The 16,046-nt window shown below is 66.0% G+C and carries 29 protein-coding genes and 1 tRNA gene; 18 read left to right on the top strand and 12 right to left on the bottom strand.

Going from position 1 to position 16,046, the window contains the following annotated elements; translation table 11 throughout:
- Positions 1-29: 29 nt before the first annotated feature.
- From LRG10_RS03650 to LRG10_RS03615, 8 genes are all read right to left on the bottom strand, one after another.
- Positions 30-530, bottom strand: a complete 501-nt coding sequence (locus tag LRG10_RS03650; protein WP_201169703.1) for a hypothetical protein — start codon at positions 528-530, stop codon at positions 30-32.
- The gene (locus LRG10_RS03645) at positions 527-826 is read right to left on the bottom strand and encodes a hypothetical protein (RefSeq protein ID WP_238634733.1); all 300 of its coding nucleotides are present in this window, start codon (positions 824-826) and stop codon (positions 527-529) included. The genes LRG10_RS03650 and LRG10_RS03645 overlap by 4 nt, the downstream gene beginning before the upstream one ends.
- Positions 823-1,203, bottom strand: coding sequence for a hypothetical protein (locus LRG10_RS03640; protein ID WP_238634732.1), 381 nt, complete (start codon positions 1,201-1,203; stop codon positions 823-825). The genes LRG10_RS03645 and LRG10_RS03640 overlap by 4 nt, the downstream gene beginning before the upstream one ends.
- Positions 1,200-1,514 carry a hypothetical protein gene (locus LRG10_RS03635; RefSeq protein ID WP_238634731.1) on the bottom strand — a complete coding sequence of 105 codons (315 nt, stop codon included), beginning with the start codon at positions 1,512-1,514 and terminating at the stop codon, positions 1,200-1,202. The genes LRG10_RS03640 and LRG10_RS03635 overlap by 4 nt, the downstream gene beginning before the upstream one ends.
- Positions 1,511-2,416 carry a toprim domain-containing protein gene (locus LRG10_RS03630; RefSeq protein WP_201169711.1) on the bottom strand — a complete coding sequence of 302 codons (906 nt, stop codon included), beginning with the start codon at positions 2,414-2,416 and terminating at the stop codon, positions 1,511-1,513. The genes LRG10_RS03635 and LRG10_RS03630 overlap by 4 nt, the downstream gene beginning before the upstream one ends.
- Complete coding sequence (locus tag LRG10_RS03625; RefSeq protein ID WP_238634730.1) at positions 2,413-3,948, bottom strand: DEAD/DEAH box helicase; 1,536 nt, start codon at positions 3,946-3,948, stop codon at positions 2,413-2,415. The genes LRG10_RS03630 and LRG10_RS03625 overlap by 4 nt, the downstream gene beginning before the upstream one ends.
- Positions 3,942-4,481 carry a hypothetical protein gene (locus LRG10_RS03620; protein WP_238634729.1) on the bottom strand — a complete coding sequence of 180 codons (540 nt, stop codon included), beginning with the start codon at positions 4,479-4,481 and terminating at the stop codon, positions 3,942-3,944. Before LRG10_RS03620 ends, LRG10_RS03625 begins: the two co-directional genes overlap by 7 nt.
- A gap of 185 nt (positions 4,482-4,666) precedes the next feature.
- Positions 4,667-4,885 carry a YdaS family helix-turn-helix protein gene (locus tag LRG10_RS03615; protein WP_238634728.1) on the bottom strand — a complete coding sequence of 73 codons (219 nt, stop codon included), beginning with the start codon at positions 4,883-4,885 and terminating at the stop codon, positions 4,667-4,669.
- 301 nt (positions 4,886-5,186) lie between these two features.
- Here LRG10_RS03615 and LRG10_RS03610 point away from each other — a divergent pair, with 301 nt between their 5' ends.
- The 17 genes from LRG10_RS03610 (at position 5,187) to LRG10_RS03530 (ending at position 13,189) form a co-directional block, all read left to right on the top strand.
- Entirely contained in the window at positions 5,187-5,753 is a 567-nt protein-coding gene (locus LRG10_RS03610; RefSeq protein ID WP_238634727.1) for a LexA family transcriptional regulator, read from the top strand.
- 198 nt (positions 5,754-5,951) lie between these two features.
- Positions 5,952-6,263, top strand: a complete 312-nt coding sequence (locus LRG10_RS03605) for a hypothetical protein (RefSeq protein ID WP_201169720.1) — start codon at positions 5,952-5,954, stop codon at positions 6,261-6,263.
- A gap of 78 nt (positions 6,264-6,341) precedes the next feature.
- Positions 6,342-6,566 carry a hypothetical protein gene (locus tag LRG10_RS03600; protein WP_201169723.1) on the top strand — a complete coding sequence of 75 codons (225 nt, stop codon included), beginning with the start codon at positions 6,342-6,344 and terminating at the stop codon, positions 6,564-6,566.
- Entirely contained in the window at positions 6,563-6,700 is a 138-nt protein-coding gene (locus LRG10_RS03595) for a hypothetical protein (RefSeq protein ID WP_201169726.1), read from the top strand. Before LRG10_RS03600 ends, LRG10_RS03595 begins: the two co-directional genes overlap by 4 nt.
- Positions 6,697-6,999, top strand: a complete 303-nt coding sequence (locus tag LRG10_RS03590) for a hypothetical protein (protein WP_201169728.1) — start codon at positions 6,697-6,699, stop codon at positions 6,997-6,999. The genes LRG10_RS03595 and LRG10_RS03590 overlap by 4 nt, the downstream gene beginning before the upstream one ends.
- Positions 6,996-7,796, top strand: coding sequence for an ERF family protein (locus tag LRG10_RS03585; protein WP_238634726.1), 801 nt, complete (start codon positions 6,996-6,998; stop codon positions 7,794-7,796). Before LRG10_RS03590 ends, LRG10_RS03585 begins: the two co-directional genes overlap by 4 nt.
- On the top strand, positions 7,793-8,503 hold the full coding sequence (locus LRG10_RS03580) for a YqaJ viral recombinase family protein (protein WP_201169732.1): 711 nt from the start codon (positions 7,793-7,795) through the stop codon (positions 8,501-8,503). The genes LRG10_RS03585 and LRG10_RS03580 overlap by 4 nt, the downstream gene beginning before the upstream one ends.
- Positions 8,503-9,225 carry a putative quorum-sensing-regulated virulence factor gene (locus tag LRG10_RS03575; protein ID WP_201169734.1) on the top strand — a complete coding sequence of 241 codons (723 nt, stop codon included), beginning with the start codon at positions 8,503-8,505 and terminating at the stop codon, positions 9,223-9,225. The genes LRG10_RS03580 and LRG10_RS03575 overlap by 1 nt, the downstream gene beginning before the upstream one ends.
- 13 nt (positions 9,226-9,238) lie before the next feature.
- Positions 9,239-10,297, top strand: coding sequence for a DUF1351 domain-containing protein (locus LRG10_RS03570; RefSeq protein WP_238634725.1), 1,059 nt, complete (start codon positions 9,239-9,241; stop codon positions 10,295-10,297).
- The gene (locus LRG10_RS03565; RefSeq protein ID WP_238634724.1) at positions 10,294-10,626 is read left to right on the top strand and encodes a hypothetical protein; all 333 of its coding nucleotides are present in this window, start codon (positions 10,294-10,296) and stop codon (positions 10,624-10,626) included. Before LRG10_RS03570 ends, LRG10_RS03565 begins: the two co-directional genes overlap by 4 nt.
- Positions 10,627-10,640: 14 nt before the next feature.
- Positions 10,641-11,126: a single-stranded DNA-binding protein gene (ssb, locus tag LRG10_RS03560; RefSeq protein WP_238634723.1), complete on the top strand. Its 486-nt coding sequence runs from the start codon at positions 10,641-10,643 to the stop codon at positions 11,124-11,126.
- 26 nt (positions 11,127-11,152) lie between these two features.
- Complete coding sequence (gene dut, locus LRG10_RS03555; protein WP_238634722.1) at positions 11,153-11,605, top strand: dUTP diphosphatase; 453 nt, start codon at positions 11,153-11,155, stop codon at positions 11,603-11,605.
- Complete coding sequence (locus tag LRG10_RS03550; protein WP_238634721.1) at positions 11,602-11,739, top strand: hypothetical protein; 138 nt, start codon at positions 11,602-11,604, stop codon at positions 11,737-11,739. Before dut ends, LRG10_RS03550 begins: the two co-directional genes overlap by 4 nt.
- On the top strand, positions 11,723-11,962 hold the full coding sequence (locus tag LRG10_RS03545; protein WP_238634720.1) for a hypothetical protein: 240 nt from the start codon (positions 11,723-11,725) through the stop codon (positions 11,960-11,962). The genes LRG10_RS03550 and LRG10_RS03545 overlap by 17 nt, the downstream gene beginning before the upstream one ends.
- Positions 11,959-12,777 (top strand): thymidylate synthase, encoded by an 819-nt coding sequence (thyA, locus tag LRG10_RS03540; RefSeq protein ID WP_238634719.1) that lies wholly within the window; start codon positions 11,959-11,961, stop codon positions 12,775-12,777. Before LRG10_RS03545 ends, thyA begins: the two co-directional genes overlap by 4 nt.
- A gap of 2 nt (positions 12,778-12,779) precedes the next feature.
- Positions 12,780-13,007 carry a hypothetical protein gene (locus tag LRG10_RS03535; protein ID WP_238634718.1) on the top strand — a complete coding sequence of 76 codons (228 nt, stop codon included), beginning with the start codon at positions 12,780-12,782 and terminating at the stop codon, positions 13,005-13,007.
- Positions 13,004-13,189, top strand: coding sequence for an AlpA family transcriptional regulator (locus tag LRG10_RS03530; RefSeq protein WP_255772037.1), 186 nt, complete (start codon positions 13,004-13,006; stop codon positions 13,187-13,189). The genes LRG10_RS03535 and LRG10_RS03530 overlap by 4 nt, the downstream gene beginning before the upstream one ends.
- 69 nt (positions 13,190-13,258) lie before the next feature.
- Here the strand turns inward: LRG10_RS03530 and LRG10_RS03525 are convergent, their stop codons facing one another.
- The 4 genes from LRG10_RS03525 to LRG10_RS03510 form a co-directional block, all read right to left on the bottom strand.
- Positions 13,259-13,690 carry a hypothetical protein gene (locus LRG10_RS03525; protein WP_238634717.1) on the bottom strand — a complete coding sequence of 144 codons (432 nt, stop codon included), beginning with the start codon at positions 13,688-13,690 and terminating at the stop codon, positions 13,259-13,261.
- Positions 13,683-14,171: a Panacea domain-containing protein gene (locus LRG10_RS03520; protein WP_238634716.1), complete on the bottom strand. Its 489-nt coding sequence runs from the start codon at positions 14,169-14,171 to the stop codon at positions 13,683-13,685. The genes LRG10_RS03525 and LRG10_RS03520 overlap by 8 nt, the downstream gene beginning before the upstream one ends.
- 148 nt (positions 14,172-14,319) lie before the next feature.
- Positions 14,320-15,291 carry a site-specific integrase gene (locus LRG10_RS03515; protein WP_238634715.1) on the bottom strand — a complete coding sequence of 324 codons (972 nt, stop codon included), beginning with the start codon at positions 15,289-15,291 and terminating at the stop codon, positions 14,320-14,322.
- A gap of 112 nt (positions 15,292-15,403) precedes the next feature.
- A tRNA-Met gene (locus LRG10_RS03510) sits at positions 15,404-15,480 on the bottom strand.
- Positions 15,481-15,665: 185 nt separating this feature from the next.
- On the opposite strand from LRG10_RS03510, the gene LRG10_RS03505 reads away from it, so the two are divergent.
- Positions 15,666-16,013: an HPF/RaiA family ribosome-associated protein gene (locus LRG10_RS03505; protein WP_201169752.1), complete on the top strand. Its 348-nt coding sequence runs from the start codon at positions 15,666-15,668 to the stop codon at positions 16,011-16,013.
- The last annotated feature ends 33 nt before the right edge of the window (positions 16,014-16,046 follow it).

The following is a 16,046-nucleotide window of genomic DNA, read 5'->3' as shown; positions in this document are numbered from 1 at the left end:
AATCATTGCCACCCACATAGCTGCTGTACTCATGCGACCTCCTTGTTCGCTCGCGCGAGGATCTTTCCGGCGCTCACCACCCAGCGAGCGCCGTACCCAAAATCCCGTTGTTCGCCGATCTCGCGGACACGCTCGCTACTGATCGGCGGGTAGACGGTGCAGACATCCGGCCAGGCGATCTGGACCAGGACGTAGTGAACTCCAGGGCGCAGATGCTCGGCGTTGAGCTTGAGCATCGGGTCGGCCCCGGTGTAGGTCGTCGCCTTGACCTCCAACTGCCGCCCGTCGCGGGCGGTCAGGTCGGCGGCGTGCCCATCGCCCTGCGGGCGGACGGTCTGATCGACGCGGGCCCCGTAGACCCGGGCCGCGGCCAGTTCGGAGAGCACGCCGGCAAGATGCATCCCATAGGGACTGACCTTGGCCGCCTGGAATCCGACCGGGCCGGCCTTGGTCGCCAGGCGTTGCGCGGCCAGCGTCGAGGCGAACGCCACCTCGGCCGGGGTCAGGCGCACCGCGGTTGGCGCGATCACCGCGCACCGCGTGCGGCAGACTCCGCCGCCAGGGCGACGTAGCCCACGTCATCGAGATAATCGTCTTCGCGGTACTCGCCCTGGGCGCCGCGGACCTTCTTGAGCACCGACATGAACTCCCAGCCCTCGGTCTCGGCCATGTACCCCCGGGCAAGGATCCGCGCCCCGTAGATCGTCCAGAACGCATCGACGGCGGCGGCCATCGACCGCTCCCCGTTCTCCTGGTCCCGGCTCTTGCCGCGCTGATTCATCACCTCACCAGCCCGGGCCAGGTAGTCTGAGGCGGTATTCGTCATCGCCCCTTCCTCCCCTGCCAGCCCTCGCGTACCGAGCGCTCCAACGCCGCGGCGGCCGGCTCGCCGTAGATCGAACGGAACCGCTCCAGTGCCTTCCGACGCTGCTCCCGTGTTGGTGCGTGGAGAATCTGCACCGCCTGCTCGCGCAACGGGGCCGCGCACGGCCCGATGACCTGCTCCCGGTACGTCGCCACCCGGGCCGCCCCGCCGGCGGTACCCCCGACCTCTCGCACCTCGACCCGGGTGCCGACCTCGTGCCCGTCCTGCTCGGCGTAGGTCATCCGCCCATCGAATGCCGCTTGGAGTTCGGCCAGAACCGGATCCTCGATCAGTGCCGAGAGAGCCTTGCGGTTGTGTTGCCGGATGTCCTCGATCACAACGCCACCTCCCGCAGCAAGCGCATCCACTTGGCCAGGAACCAGTCACCGCCCTGGCTCGACGGCCTCGGGAAGACCTGGTGGGGCTGGAACTCGCAGAGCAGCCAGACCCGCGGGGCGCGCAGCCGGATATGGGGCGCATCCGGGGCCTGGCAGATATGGAAGAACGGCCGGTGCGCGTAGCCGCGCTTGCGCCCGCCGTCCACCGCCTCCTGCCAATCGCCGAGTTGATAGCGATGGCTGCGGCAGAAGTAGAGCGGCGCGTAGCCGTCCCCCATCCGCCGCATCAGCTTGTAGCCAAGCTGGATCACTCCGCCTCAACCTCCCGACGCGCATGCAGCACGTCGTTCCAATCAGTGCCCGGCACGGGCGGGAAATGGACCTCGACATCGAAGCCCGTGAGAACCAGACGGTGCGCCAGGCCATAAGCCGCGGCGTGACCGGCGTAGTTGTGGTCGTGGTCGGCGTAGATCCGCACCGACCGCGTGCCGGCCGGCGGGGTCCAGGACTTCATCAGGGCGGTGTTGATGAGCGCCCACACCGGGACGCCGTGGAGCATCTTCGCGGCAATGGCCGACTCGATCCCCTCGGCAACACCGAGCACCGGCCCAGGTGGGTAGAGCGGGATCGACGCCCCGGCGAGCGAGCCGGACTTGCTCGGCAGGATCTTCCGCGGCTCCATGCCCGAGAGCTTCTGCCCGCCTTGCAAGTAGGTGACGTGGTAGGTCTCGAAGGCTCCGTCGCGTAGCACGGGCGCGCACATCGCCGGGTAGTGGCCGATCACTCGCTGATGCTCGTCGTAGTAAGCCAGGGAGCGGTGCCACCGCAGCCCAGGGGCCATTTCCAGCCCCCGGCTCTCCAGGTACCGACTGCGCCCGCTGTGCTCCACCTCCCGCTGCAACCGCTCGGCGCGGGTTGGCTTGCGCCGGGCCGGGATCGGCCCGGCGCCGATCACCTGTTCGATACGCTCCGCCGCGGCCTTGAAGTCGAGCCCCAGGCGACACATCACCAACTGCACCCCGTCTCGATCCCCGTTCGAGCAGTGGCAGAAGAAGCTGCCCGAGCCGTGATGATCGGAGAAGCGGTACTTCGGCTTATCGTCCGGGCGGCAGGGGCAGCGTTGGTGCTTGCGGCTCTCGATCCACTGCGGGCCCAGGATCTCGCTGATGATTCGCTCCCACTGCCCGCGGCAACGCTGGCGAAGGTCGCTCATACCGTCACCCCCGCCTGCTTGGCCTTGGCCTTGCCTTTGGCGAATGCGATCTGCCGGCTCTTGACCCAGGAGAGCATCGCCGGGCCCGGCTCACGCGGGGCGACGTTGCGCAGGCTCGGGTGGTTCGGCCAGGTGCCGAACTTTTCCTTGAACTTGTTGGCCGCCCAGCCGTCCTTGTAGCCGCGTTGTTGCGCCACCCCACGCAGTTCGGCGTAGAAGCGGGCTTGCTCGACCAGGCGATCCCCCTGGGCTTGCTGCTTTGTGCGCCCCTGCTCGTCGGTCTCGAGCAGATCACCCTCGACGAACGCGACCTCGCGGCGCTTGCGCGGCGGCTCCCACCCGCACGCAGGACAGTCTCGGCGGTGCTCGTAGACCAGCGAGCACTCGCCGCAGGTGATCGGCTCACTCTCCTTCTTGCGCCGGCTCACGACCCGATCCTGGACCCGCTCGGCGCCCGAGAGCGTCCACTCCACAGGGTCCGATACCCGCCCCAGGGTTCGGCGCACGCCGCCGTGGTCGATCACGATGGCGTCCTCCTTGCCCGGCGCGGGGCGCAGCACCCGGCCTACGGTCTGGTGGTAGCGCACGAGGCTTTTGGTCGGACGGGCGAGGACGACGCAGGAGAGCGCCGGGGCGTCGAAGCCGAAGGTGAGCACGTCCACGTTGACGACCACCTGGCTGGCGCCGCTGTAGACCCGCTCTGTGACCACATCGCGCTCGGCGCGCTGCATCCCGCCGTGGATGTAATCGGCCCGGACGCCGACATCACGGAAGCGGTCACGCAGGCTCAGGGCATGGGCCACCGAGTTGGCGAAGACGACCGTCTGCCGATCCGGGGCGATCCGTCCCCACTGCTCCACCACGTCACCGACCATCTTGGGCGTGTTCCACCGCTGCTCGATGCCGGCTGACTCGAAATCGCCGCGGGCCTGCTTGAGCCCGGACAGATCAGCCGGGGTCGGCTCGAAGTAGCGCGCCGGCACCAGGTAACCGTCTTCGGTGAGTTCCTGCACCGTGGCCGCTTGGATGATCTGCTCGTAGAGCATCCCCAGCCCCCGGCCGTCACCGCGCGCCGGGGTGGCGGTCAACCCGAGGATGATGGCGTTCGAGTAGTGCTCGCGGAGAATCCGCAGGTAGGTCGGAGCGACGGACAGGTGCGCCTCATCGACGATCACCAGATCCGCGCCTGGAGCCCGGCCGATGCGCCCCTTGTCGAGCCAGGAGCGCAGCGTGTCCCAGGAGCAAATCTGCGCCGGCTCTTGCGGGCACCGCCTCTGACCGGCCATGACGATGCCGTGAGGCACCTGAGCCCGGCCGAACGTGGCGCTGGCCTGGCGGATCAGCTCGCGGCGCGGAGCGAAGAACGCCACACGGCGGCCCTTGGCAACAGCCCCCGCGGCAATGGCCGATGAGATCATCGTCTTGCCGGAACCTGTGGGGCTACTCAGGATCAGCGCGCGAGAGCCGGCACTGATGGCCCGGCGCAAGCGGTCGATGGCCTGGGCCTGGAAGGGACGGAGGCTGCTCACCATGGCACGTCCTCCTCCGAGGCGAAGCCCCCGCGCGCATCCTCTCCCCTATCTACTACCTCTATATCCCCCTTCCTATTGCCGGGGGAGTTCTTTTCTGTGTCTGAGTCTGTATCTGCCTCTGTATCTGGCCCGTTTCGGGAACGTTTCTGTAACGTTTCACCCGTTTCACTCGAAGCCTTCGCCCGCTTGCTTGCCCGGTGCGCCTGGACCCGGGCGGTGCTGTTGTCGCTCTTGTACTGGCGCTTGTGCCAGCCAAGGGGCTGCCAGTTCTGGTCAATCAGCCCGACCTCACGCAGCCGGCGGTTCAACTCGCCCAACTCTCGGACCTGGAGCCCGAGCTTGACGGCCAGCTTGCGCTCCAGGAGTTCCGCGTCGGTGTTCTGGTCGAGGATTCCCTTGCCCTTGCAAGCCAGTAACGCGACGTAGTGCCAGCGATCCTCGAACGCGAGTAAGCGCAGCTTCTCGTCGTCCACGATCTCGGTGTAGAGGCGGAACCAGGGCAGGGATTGGTTGCTGTTCTTGTTCTTGGCCATCAGCGTTGCTCCCCGCTGCTGACGGCGGTTTTTACCGGGTTCGACTTCGCTGTCTGCACTAGGTGCTTGCCGATGCTGTCCGTGAGTGTCATGCTCAAATCCTCAACTTAAGGGTTGATCCAGAACCCCGGCTCATGGCCCGTCACAGCCGCCGGGGTTCTTTTTTTGCCCTACTCATTGCCCATTCACCGCTGGGCCACCCCTCCCTCCTTTGCTGCCTCGCTCCGGTGTGGTGATGTGAAAACATCCGGCCTGAGCTCCTCGGCGGTCACTGCCCCGCTGGTCAGGCGCTCGATCACCCGGCACCGCTCGGCGGAGACACGCCGTATCCCGTACATCCAGTGCTTGACGGCGCTAACGCTGACGCCGATTTCGCGCGCCAGGCGTGCGAGCGTCGTTCTCACTGGCTCGTCCTGCCCGTACACCCACGCTCGTAGATCCATACCCTAAAGGTACTCGCAGTAGCGCACCAAGGCAAGAAAGGGGAGCAAAGGTCACAAGCGCCAAGCGGGCGCAGACCAGTGGAAAGATCGAGCGGCTTGTCTAAACTTGAGGCGCAAGGGTACAGTGAGTACACACACCCCTTGCACGGGCAATCCGCCCAAAAGAAGGGGGGAGGGAAGTGAAAAAATCCGCGCGCGATGAACTAACGAAAAGGTAAGAGCTGTGTCTGAAAACTCTTGGAGGGAGCGAGCACGCGAACGGATGCGTGAGCTGAACCTAACGACGGACGACCTCGCGGCTGCGCTAGGGGTTACCCGCTCGGCGGTCGGCCACGCACTCCGCGGACGCACCCGGATCAACACCGACCAACTGCTCACCCTCTCCACAACCCTGGAGTGCTCCCCGACTTGGCTGCTTATCGGCGACCAACATGGAGCGGAACTAGACCCGGGCATCACCCCCCTCTACCAGTGGGAGGTTGCCCGTCAACTAGGTAAAGGAATGAAGCCTGATAACGACAGCGTTGTGGACTGGTTGCCATCGCCGGATCCACACCGGACTTACATTGCCTTCAGCGTGCCTCACCTAATCTCGGTGGCCGATCACTTTGCCGAAGGAGACCGAATTTACATCGATGTCGACCTCGAACCCGAGCACATGCGGTTTGTACTTGCCCTGATTGACGGAGAACCGATGATTCGTCGCTACCTCAAAGAAGGGGGGCAAGCCTTCCTCGCGCCCACCAACCCGAACTGGCCTGCCCAGCCAACCCCGGCCGAGCAAGCCGAGATCATCGGCGTTATCACGCAGCGAATCCAAAAGCTTTAGCTCCCCCGCCCCCCTCCGCAAGACCACCGAGCCTCGTGACTGCGACACCCTGACACATATACTTTTGTTCATTCAGCCCTGATGCCCGGCGCGCACCTCCGGGCTTTTTTTGCCTTCCTGTGTGACAAATAGTACTTGCAAGTGGTACCGCACCTGTCTACTCTTTGAGGTACAGAATGTAGCCCAGGAGCGTCCGTCATGTACCGCCTCCCCGGACACACCGACCCGATTGACCTTGCCGAGCGGGTCCATGCGCACCGCGAGGGACTGATCTGCGCCCGTGAGGACGCCATCGACCGCCGGGCCGCCGAGCACATCCAGGACGCCGAGAACGGGCGGCATGACCTGGAACTGATCGAGTACGCCTTCCAGCACGACCTGGAGCACCGGCTGTTCCGTGCCCTGCGCAAGTCCGCCCTGGCCGGGCATGAGCCGGCGCGTACCGCCTACTACGACCTGATGGACCGCTGGGCCCGCGAGCGGGTCGAGGACGAGGACCGCGAGCAATGAAAGACGCCATGGGGGCCGTGCTCGCTGTCACGGCGCTGATTCTTCTGATGGGCCTGGAAACCGCCCTGGGAGGGTGACATGGACGAGAAAACGGCCGACGAGGTTATCGACCGGATCTTCGCGGCACGCATGGCCCTGGCCCGCGCCGAGTTGGACGAGTGGACGCAGGTGCTGGCTTCGGTGATCGGTGGGCTGAAATCGGACCTCGCCACGGTGGCGACAGCGCCCAACGCACAAGGTGCGCTTCTCAGCATCGCGCACCGCCTAGAAGCGCGCGCGGCAGGGCTGGAGGAAGGGCAATGAGCGCCCCGTTCACGGAGGGCGTCCGCGCTCGCCAGCGCGGCGAGGAGAGCGACCCACCGGCCGAGCCCGAGGCGCGGGAGCAGTACGAGGCGGGCTACGTCGCCGCCGAGGACGTAGAGGAGCTAGGGCTGTGAAAGACACCCCTGCACAGACGATGACGCCATCCGTCCGCGCCGCGGTGATCCGGGAAGCGCGCCAGCGCACCCGCGAGTCCTTGCAGGTGGCCCTGGCGAGCCTGGATGAGCACGAGCGCGATGCACTGGCCGACGCCCTCGCAACGTGGATCACCGAGCGCACGTTTTGCGCCACACCCGGCGAGCGGGCGATCAACGGCATGGTCACCGACGCCCTGGAGCGCCGGGGAATCGACATTTGGGAAGGGCCGATTGGCCCGACTGTAGAGCGGGGCGACCCCGCTGAGGAGGAAGCGTGAGCGAGAGCACTGCCATTGAGCACAACCGGGAGTCTGTGCCGGCACGCTCTGAGGCACCCGACAACGGGAGCCTGGTTCAGAACATCATCCGCGCGGCATCCGACCCGTCAACCGACGTGGAGAAGATGGAACGCCTCTGGTCGATGTACGAGCGGATCGAGGCGCGCAACGCCGAGGCCGAGTTCAACCGCGCGATGTCCCGCTGCCAACGCCAGATGGGGCGGGTCTCGGCTGACGCCAATAACCCGCAGACCCGTAGCCGGTACGCCACCTACGCGCGGATGGATGCCGCCCTGCGCCCGATCTACACCCAGGAGGGCTTCTCGCTGTCGTTCGATACCGAGGCGGTGCAGGACGGCTGGGTGCGCGTGCTCTGCTACGTCTCGCATGAGACCGGCCACACCCGCACCTACCGGGTGGACATGCCCTCCGATGGGATCGGCGCCAAGGGCAACGCCGTGATGACCCGCACCCACGCCAGCGGCTCGGCGATGAGCTACGGGATGCGCTACCTGCTCAAGCTGATCTTCAACGTCGCCATCGGCGAGGACGACGACGACGGCAACGCCGCCGCCAACCCACCCCGCCCTGCTGCCCAGGGCAGCCAGACCGTCAACGCCGAGCAGCTTGCCGCCATCGAAGGGGCGCTGCGCCGCTGCCCCGAGGGCACCCAGGGCCGCGTGCTCAAAAGCATGAAGGTCGAGCGCCTGACCGACATCCCGGCCTCGACTGTGCCCACCGTACTCAAGCGACTGGAACTGACCGCGAAGCATCACAGCCAGGAGGCATCCGAATGATCGTCCACGACGTGGAACAGGGCACCCCCGAGTGGCACCGCGCCCGCGCGGGGGTCATTACCGCAAGCCGCTTCGCCATGCTGCGGGAACGCATGAAGACGGGGGCGAACAAGGGCGACTGGAAACAGGATGCACGCAAGTACGCGATGCGCCTGGCTATCGAGCGGATCACCGGCTGGCCGCTGGACGTGGACGAGTACCAGCCCTGGCAGGCCGAACGTGGTCACCGGCACGAGGAGGAGGCGCGGGAAACCCTGTCGCTGATCCTCGGCGCCGACATCGAGCAGGTCGGCTTCGTCACCACCGATTGCGGCCGCTTCGGATGCAGCCCCGACGGGCTGATCGGCTCGGACGGGGGCGCCGAGTTCAAGGCATTCCTCGACCCGACCAAGATCATGGCCATGTGGCTAGACGACGACTTCTCCGAGGTCCGCGACCAGGTGCAGGGGTGCATGTGGATCTGCGAGCGCGACTGGTGGGCGGTCTTCCCCTACCACCCCGGCCTGAACCCGAAGCTCCACCGCGAGCACGCCGACCCGGACTACATCCAGGCGCTCACCGCCGACCTGACCGCCTTCGACGCCCTGGTGGAGTCCTACCAGATTCGCCTGGCCGATGACGGAACCCGCGCCCCCGAGGAAACGGCCGCCTCGCAGAGCGAGGACGACGAAAGCGTCGTGGGCATTTTTGAGGGAGGCAGCGCGTGATGCAGCACGTCTTCCGCGTCGTGGACCTGGAGACAACCGGGTTGGATCCGGAGCGCGACGGGATCTGCGAGTTCGCCTCGGTCGATGTCGCGGTCGATACCGCGACCGGAGAGAGCGAGGTGATCGCCTACTGCCAACAGATCACCAACCCGGGGCAACCGATCCCCGCCTCGGCCAGCGCCATCCACCACCTGACCGACGAGGACGTGGCCGATGCCCCGTCCCCGATGGACTGGCTAGCGCGAGCCGCGCAGCACCCGGGTCCGCTGGTCGCACACAACGCCGAGTTCGAGCGGGCATTTTTCGAGTGCCACGGCATCAACAACGCCACCTGGCTCTGCACCCAGCGCCTTGCAAAGCATCTGCTGCCGGGCCTGGAAAGCTACTCGAACCAGTTTCTTCGCTACCACCTCGGCCTCATTGCCCCGGGCGCGAAGGGGATGCCGGCGCACCGGGCCCTGGCCGATTGCTACGTCACAGCCGCGCTGCTGGGCAACCTGCTGGCCCGCGATCACGGCTGCCCGAGCATCCGCGCCTTGATCGACTACGCCGATCAGCCGGTCGCCCTGGAGCGAATGATGTTCGGCAGGTACCGCGGCCGCCGGTGGGAGGAGGTACCGACCGATTACCTGCGCTGGATGCAGCGCCAGGCAGACGGATGGGACCGCGACACCGAGCACACCCTGGAACTGGAACTTCAAAACCGCTGCGTCACGGTCTGAGGAGGCCGCCGCCATGCAACAGATGATCGAGATTCAGGCCCAGCCCGGGCTCATCCAGGTCAACTACGAGCAGCTTGAGGCCGCCCTGGCCGAACGCCTGGAGCAGTACCGCCAGGTGGTATCCCCCGACGGTGTGAAGGCCGCCAAGGCCCAGGCCACGGAGATCAACGCGCTCAAGAAGACCCTGGCTGAGCGCCGGAAGAAGGCGGCCGACGAGGCGCGGCAGCCGATCACCGAGTTCGAGCGTCAGATGAAGGCCCTCGAACAACGCTGCGAGGAAGCCCGCCAGGATCTACTGGAGCAGGTGCGCCGGTACGAGGACCAGACCCGCGAGCGGGCCCGCGCCCTACTGGCGAGTCTGCGCGATGAACTCTGGCAGTCCGAGGGCGTGAGCCCCGACTACCGCACCGCCGACTACGAGGATCTGGTTCTCCTGAGCAGCGTCACCCCAAAAGGCGCGCTGACCAAGGCGGCACGGGAGAAGCTGCAGGAGCGGGTCCGCAATGACCGCGACCGCGAGCAGATGGTCACCACCCGGCTCCTGGAACTGGAGGCCCGCAGCTACCGCGAGGGCCTGCACGCCCCGCTGACCCGGGAGCACGTCGAGCACGTCCTGGTCGCCCCCGACGACGAGTACGAGTCGGCGCTGCGCGCCACCCTAGACCGCGAACTGGAGCGCCAGGAGCAGGCCGCCCGACGGCAACGCGAGCAGTGGGAGCGCGAGCAGGCCGAGGCCCGAGCACGCGAGCAAGCTGCGCAGGCCCGGCGCGAACGGGCCGCTGAATTGGAGCGCGCCGGCTGCGAGGAGGGCCGCGCCCTGGAGGCCGCCCAGGGGGGTGAGTCACCGCAGCCTGCCGCCTCCACCCCAGGACCACAACCGCCCCCGGCAACGGCCCAGAACGGGAAGGTCCGCTACTCCGTGCTCGCCACCTTCTACATCGAGGTATCGCCGCGCGTGAAGCGTGCGGCCATCGAGGCCGAGTGCCGCCGGGTCATGGAGCGCGCCGGCGTCACGACCCTACAAAGCGTCCAAGCGCTCCCCATCAACCAAGTCGAGGAATCGTTGACGTGAAGAAGCTGCTCATTGGTATGGCACTGGCGTTTGCGGTGACTGCCACCCAAGCCAGCGAGGACTGCGAAGCGGTCCACGAGTTCGCCTTCCAAGTGATGAAGGAGCGACAGGTCGGGCAGACGATCACCAGCGTCATCGGCCAACTGCCCCGGGCAGTCGATCCGTCCGTGTGGGGGCTGATGACGATGATCGTCTACGAGGCCTACGAAATGCCACGGAACCTGAGCCCTGACTACCAGCGCGCGGCCGCAACCGAGTTCGCCGCGAATTGGTATCTGAACTGTATCCGCGTAACCGAACCCGGCGCACTCCCGGGGACGACCTACTAAGCGAGGGACGAGTAATGGCAGAACGCGGCGTTAACAAGGCGATCCTGATCGGCCGATTGGGGCAAGCCCCGGAGGTGCGCCACACCGGCAGCGGCACCCCGGTCGCCCAGGCATCGCTGGCAACCAGCGAATCCTGGAAAGACAAACAAACTGGCGAGGAGCAGCAACGCACGGAATGGCACCGGCTGGTGTTCTGGCGCGGTCTCGCGGAAGTCGTCGGGAAGTACCTGAACAAAGGGGATCGGATCTACGTCGAGGGGAAAATCCAGACGCGCAAGTGGCAAGACCAGCAAGGCCAGGACCGCTACACCACGGAGATCGTGGTCGATCAGATGCAGATGCTCAACACCCAAGGCCAAGGCGGCCAAGGCGGTGGCTATGCCCCTCAGCAAACAGCCCCGCAACAGCAAGCGTCCCAGCAACCGGCGAACGGCGGCGGGGCCCCGGCGGACTTCGATGACGACATCCCGTTCATGCGGGTGGACTGGAGGGTGTTCTGATGCTCGCCCCCCGCAGAAGCTGCTCAGTGCAGCACATCATCCTGGACCCGCGGCTGCGTGAGGATCGCTACCGCCTGCACAGGGCTACCGAGCAGGCGGCCGGGATCGACGTGCGCGCCTGCATTGACGAGCCGCTGACCCTTCGCCCGGGCGCCAAGGAGTTGGTGCCGCTGGGCGTTGCGCTCAACATCGACGACGCCTGGGCCTGTGCGCTGCTGATGCCGCGCAGCGGCCTTGCGCACAAGCACGGCCTGACGTTGAGCAACTCCGTCGGCCTGATCGACAGCGACTACCAAGGCCAGGTCTTCGCATCGGTCTACCACACCGGGTGCCCGGATCGGGAATACACCATCGAGCCTATGGAGCGGATCGGCCAACTGGTCTTTGCCCCGGTGTTCCGGGTCGATCTTGTGGAGGTCGCCGAGTTCGCGCCAACCGAGCGCGGTACCGGCGGTTTTGGCTCATCGGGTGCCGTATGAACCGGCGGCCCACTCGCACCCCGGACGAACACCGGGCACTCCTGGAGCAATCACTGACCGATCAGGCCCGGGCGCTAACGCGCTCGCGCCTGGCGCGCAACGAGGCCGAGGGACGCCATGACTCCGACGATTGATCCTGGCCGCCACGGTTGCCACTCCGATCTGGCGCCGCGCACGCGGCTACCGGCCTGGAGTATCACCACACGGTGCGGCGCATACGCCGGCCGCGCGTTCATGGACGAGGAGCACATCCTTCGCCGCTGCGATGGTTGCGCCTACCGCTTCCACATCCCGCGCGAGAGGGGGCAACGCCACGGCCTGGTGATTGCTGATGGGGAACAGGAGCCGAACCGATGACCGACACCAAGAACACCAAGGCGGTGAGCGCGCACGACATCACCTACCTGGGGCTGCTGCACCAGGTGCTCCACCAGGGCGAAGACTCCTCGGACCGCACTGGCGTAGGCACACGCTCGATCTTCGGGGAGCAGCTTCGATTCGATCTGGCCGACGGTTTCCCACTGCTGACCACCAAGCGGGTGTGGTGGCGCGGTCTACGCGAGGAGCTGTTCTGGATGCTGCGCGGGCAGACCGACCTGCACGAGCTGCCCGAGGACGTGCGCAAGCTTTGGTCGCCCTGGGCGAAGGCCGGGATGCTTGGGCCCATCTACGGCGCGCAGTGGCGACATGCGCAAGGGGTCGATCAGATCCAGCGCATCGAGCAAATGATCCGCACGGAACCCCACTCGCGCCGGATCCTCCTCTCGTCCTGGCGCCCGGAGGCCATTCACCTGATGGCTCTGCCCCCGTGCCACGTACTGATGCAGTTCCGGGTACTCGGTGGCCGGCTCCACTTGCAGCTCTACCAGCGCAGTTGTGACTACTTCTTGGGCGGGCCCTTCAACCTGGCCGCCTACTCGCTGCTGCTGTCGATGATGGCCAAGGTCACCGGGTATTCGCCGGGGACGTTCATCTGGACGTTCGGCGACGTGCATCTGTACCACAACCACCTCGCCCAAGCCCGCCGGCAACTGATGGCCCCGGCCACGGCCGCCCCGCGCGTGGAACTGGAGCCGGCCGCCTCGGTGATCGACTACGCCGAGGGGCGCGCGGCGGTGGAACTCCACGCCTACTACCCGAGCGAGACGATTCCAGCCCCGGTGGCGGTGTGAGCATGGACGAGAACATCAAGCTGCACGGTTTATGGGACCAGGCGGAATGGCGCTGCGCCTGGGAATCGGCCCTGCGCTTCATCCACGAGGACGGGCCCGGGCTCTACGGGCGAAGCCAGGCGGTCACCTACGAGTACGACGGCGATGGCGAGGACATCGCCATCTGTGTCTGGCGCAACAAGCACGGGCTCAATGCAACGCGCGTGTCACTACAGGGAGAAGGGGCATGAGGCAGGTTCTTTATATCGACGACGTGGCCGAGCGGATGGGGATGTCCCGAGACGCCTTGCGATCCGCGGTCAAACGCGGCCACGTGCCCCGGCCCGGAAGGATCGGCCGGCGATGGGCATGGGATCGAATAGAGTTCGAGGAGTGGCTGGGGCATCACCTGAGGCAGACGAAGCGTGCCTAGCCTTTTGAGCAGTGGCACGAGAAGCAGGTTCGGCCATAAATGACGATCTGCGCGCGTTGGCATGCTCCGCTAGCCCCGGTCAGAGTGCGACGCTCTGCGGCGGTTGGACTGCTTCACTTCTGGGTTAAGCCGCGGGCCGAGATAGCTTTGAGCGATGCCGGCTAACAGACCGCTAAAAAGGACGGTCTGGATCTGGGTTACCTGTCCTTCCTCCAGGTAGTGCAAGCAAGGGGGAGCAAGCAGGTGCCAGAACCAGACCAGCGCCGAGAGGATCAATGCGCTGCCAATCAGCGTAGCCCCTATAATGGCAATCCAGTTCGCGACCTCACGGAAGCGCTCGCCGCGGGCTGTCTCGCCTTGAAGAACGATGTCCTCGTAGTCCTCGTTCTGAAAAGCTTCGGCCTCGCGCCTGGATAGCGGATCAAAAGAGGACTCGCCCTGCTCGCCAGCTCCCTTTGGAAGCGGGATGCGCCTCTTCGACCCACCGGCCTGCTTATCCATCACTCCCAGCCTGATCTTCAGCCTCTTCTTTGTGCCGACGGTAAAGCTCCTCGAAGTGGGCCTCGATCAGATCGTTTGAGATTGACCCGTTCATGCCTTGGCTATGCCACGTAATGAACCAAGGAGTTCCACTCTGATGGGTAATGGTTGAGAGCAGGAGCCCGCTTTTATCCCCGTAAATCTCCAACACCTGGTCAAGCAGGTCATCCTCGTAGTCGTTGAGCTCGGCCGGTTTCGCAGCAATAGCCTCTACCGGGCTACTGCGGTAGCATTTGACTTGGTCGTAAACCGATCTCACGACGGGTCCATACCGCCACGCCTCAACCGGCTCGTTGATGAGCGGGCGGCTGTAAAGCCCAAGCATCCAGCCGTGAGCAATGTAGACTAGCTTGATGAGCTGCATGGGCGTGAGGGGCTGCCCACGCTCGTGGGCCTTCTCCAGCAAGCGCTTTGCTACGCCACTTGCGTCATGCCCCGCCATAAGCACCTCCTTTGAGTGAACTTCGGTGCGCTTGACACCCGTCTATGCGCGACAATGTCCGAAAACTGGTGTTCCGCGGGTGCGACCCTTAGCCGCGGCCAGCCTCGCTGGCTTGTGTGAAACTTGGGCGCGGCCATACAAACGTCGATCAGCCCATCTTCTTGGCCAGGTCCGCCGCCCGGTGGTTCGCGTAGCGCCTCAACGTCTGCATCGACTTGTGTCCGGTGATCGCGGACACCTCGGTGAGCGAGAACCGGCCCGACTCGACCAGCCGCGATGTCGCCTCATGGCGCAGGTCGTGGAAGGTAAAGCCCTCGACCTCGGCCGCCCGGCGCAGACGCTTCCAGGCCGAGCCGATGCCATCGGCGCACCACGGCCAGACCGCACCGTCGATCCGGCGCGGTATTGACTCCAGCGCCGCCACCGCCGCCCTGGACAGCGGCACCTCGCGCGGTTCGTTGGTTTTGGAATCCGGCACGCGCACTACCCGAGCGCGCAGATTCACGTCCGCCCAGCGCATCGCGGCGATCTCGCCGCGGCGCATCCCCGTCTCCAGCGCCACGGTCAGTAGGGCGTCGAATTGCGGGGTGGCGTGCTCACGCAGCCGGCGCTCCTCCTCCGGCTGGAGCCTGCGATCCCGGGCTTGCCCCGGGGAGGGCCACCAGATCGACTCGGTGGGATCACGCAGCCCCTCCATGCGCCACTCGCTGCGCGCTACCGTGTAGAGGTGTGAGAGCAAGGCTAGATCGCGGCGCACGGTGCCCGAGGAGACATCCTCCAGGCGATCATCACGCCAGCGCGCCACGTCGGAGCCACGCAGGTTGATGAGGGCATAAGGCGCCAGGCCGGATCGCAGCCACAGGCGGATCCTGCCACGCTCCTGGCTTTGGGATTTCTTGCGCGGGATGACCTCGCGCTGGTACCGATCCAGTGCCTCGGCGAGTGTGGTGCGCGCCGCCTCCCGGGTGTCGATCCACTCGCCGCGGTCCATTTCCGATTCCTGGTCACGGACCCAGCGTTGCGCGTCGGCTTTCGTCGGAAAAGACTTGACCAGCGGCGGGTATCCCTGCCGCCGGATTTGTGCTTGCCAGCGTTTGCCGCGCTTGATGATGGTGGCCATGGGAGGATCATGCCACCACCGCCACTGCGATAGCTAGCTCGCTCCGAGTGCAGCAGTAGTGCAGCAGTTGGCGTTTTCGGAGCGGGGTTGGCGCTGTAAGTATCTGATTTTATGGTGGCTATGGGTGGAGTCGAACCACCGACCTTCGCATTATGAGTGCGACGCTCTAACCAGCTGAGCTACATAGCCACGTGGCACCGCGTATTCTCCGAGCCCGCGCTGATCGTGTCAAGGCTGCGGCCGCCGTGTGCCGGGGCCCTTGGTACGCTGGGCCGGTTCCGTCAGAATAAGTGCCGGGGCGCCCGGACGCGGCAGGTCCGTGCTGTGCGCCAACGACGATCCACCACGAACGACCTGGAGGAGATTCCGCATCCATGCAGATTCAGATCAATCCTGGCGCCGGCGTGCACGTCTCAGACGCGCTGGAAGAAAGCATCCGTGAGGCACTGGGCGCAGTCGACCGGCGCTTCGGGGAGCAGTTGACCCGCATCGAGGTGCACTTCCAGGACATCAACGGCCCCAAGGGCGGGGTCAACAAGCATTGCCGCATCGAGGCCCGCCCCCGTGGGCTGGATCCAGTGCTGGCGGAGAACACCGCCGATGATGCCTACGACGCCGCCCGCGGCGCGGCCAAGAGGCTTGAGCGGGTACTTGAGGGCCGCCTGGGCAAGCTCGCCGACAAGCAGCGCAAGGCCGACCGGAACGCGGAACGGCCGGAGTAAGGCTTTCGGGCGCGGCGGCGGCAGCTGCGCCGC

The organism is Halorhodospira sp. 9628, assembly GCF_022228075.1.
GTDB lineage: Bacteria > Pseudomonadota > Gammaproteobacteria > Nitrococcales > Halorhodospiraceae > Halorhodospira > Halorhodospira halophila_A.
This window is presented reverse-complemented; position numbering and strand designations above follow the sequence as displayed.

Excerpts from the sequence above, each read along its gene's own strand:
- LRG10_RS03535 (WP_238634718.1), top strand. The coding sequence starts at position 12,780 with ATGGACGAGAACATCAAGCTGCACGGTTTATGGGACCAGGCGGAATGG.
- LRG10_RS03595 (WP_201169726.1), top strand. The coding sequence starts at position 6,563 with ATGAGCGCCCCGTTCACGGAGGGCGTCCGCGCTCGCCAGCGCGGCGAG.
- LRG10_RS03620 (WP_238634729.1), bottom strand. The coding sequence starts at position 4,481 with ATGGCCAAGAACAAGAACAGCAACCAATCCCTGCCCTGGTTCCGCCTC.
- LRG10_RS03550 (WP_238634721.1), top strand. The coding sequence starts at position 11,602 with ATGAACCGGCGGCCCACTCGCACCCCGGACGAACACCGGGCACTCCTG.
- LRG10_RS03515 (WP_238634715.1), bottom strand. The coding sequence starts at position 15,291 with ATGGCCACCATCATCAAGCGCGGCAAACGCTGGCAAGCACAAATCCGG.
- LRG10_RS03580 (WP_201169732.1), top strand. The coding sequence starts at position 7,793 with ATGATCGTCCACGACGTGGAACAGGGCACCCCCGAGTGGCACCGCGCC.
- LRG10_RS03570 (WP_238634725.1), top strand. The coding sequence starts at position 9,239 with ATGCAACAGATGATCGAGATTCAGGCCCAGCCCGGGCTCATCCAGGTC.
- LRG10_RS03630 (WP_201169711.1), bottom strand. The coding sequence starts at position 2,416 with ATGAGCGACCTTCGCCAGCGTTGCCGCGGGCAGTGGGAGCGAATCATC.
- LRG10_RS03525 (WP_238634717.1), bottom strand. The coding sequence starts at position 13,690 with ATGGATAAGCAGGCCGGTGGGTCGAAGAGGCGCATCCCGCTTCCAAAG.
- LRG10_RS03520 (WP_238634716.1), bottom strand. The coding sequence starts at position 14,171 with ATGGCGGGGCATGACGCAAGTGGCGTAGCAAAGCGCTTGCTGGAGAAG.
- LRG10_RS03575 (WP_201169734.1), top strand. The coding sequence starts at position 8,503 with ATGCAGCACGTCTTCCGCGTCGTGGACCTGGAGACAACCGGGTTGGAT.
- thyA (WP_238634719.1), top strand. The coding sequence starts at position 11,959 with ATGACCGACACCAAGAACACCAAGGCGGTGAGCGCGCACGACATCACC.
- LRG10_RS03645 (WP_238634733.1), bottom strand. The coding sequence starts at position 826 with ATGACGAATACCGCCTCAGACTACCTGGCCCGGGCTGGTGAGGTGATG.
- LRG10_RS03505 (WP_201169752.1), top strand. The coding sequence starts at position 15,666 with ATGCAGATTCAGATCAATCCTGGCGCCGGCGTGCACGTCTCAGACGCG.
- ssb (WP_238634723.1), top strand. The coding sequence starts at position 10,641 with ATGGCAGAACGCGGCGTTAACAAGGCGATCCTGATCGGCCGATTGGGG.
- LRG10_RS03610 (WP_238634727.1), top strand. The coding sequence starts at position 5,187 with ATGCGTGAGCTGAACCTAACGACGGACGACCTCGCGGCTGCGCTAGGG.
- LRG10_RS03605 (WP_201169720.1), top strand. The coding sequence starts at position 5,952 with ATGTACCGCCTCCCCGGACACACCGACCCGATTGACCTTGCCGAGCGG.
- LRG10_RS03600 (WP_201169723.1), top strand. The coding sequence starts at position 6,342 with ATGGACGAGAAAACGGCCGACGAGGTTATCGACCGGATCTTCGCGGCA.
- LRG10_RS03545 (WP_238634720.1), top strand. The coding sequence starts at position 11,723 with ATGACTCCGACGATTGATCCTGGCCGCCACGGTTGCCACTCCGATCTG.
- LRG10_RS03625 (WP_238634730.1), bottom strand. The coding sequence starts at position 3,948 with ATGGTGAGCAGCCTCCGTCCCTTCCAGGCCCAGGCCATCGACCGCTTG.
- LRG10_RS03530 (WP_255772037.1), top strand. The coding sequence starts at position 13,004 with ATGAGGCAGGTTCTTTATATCGACGACGTGGCCGAGCGGATGGGGATG.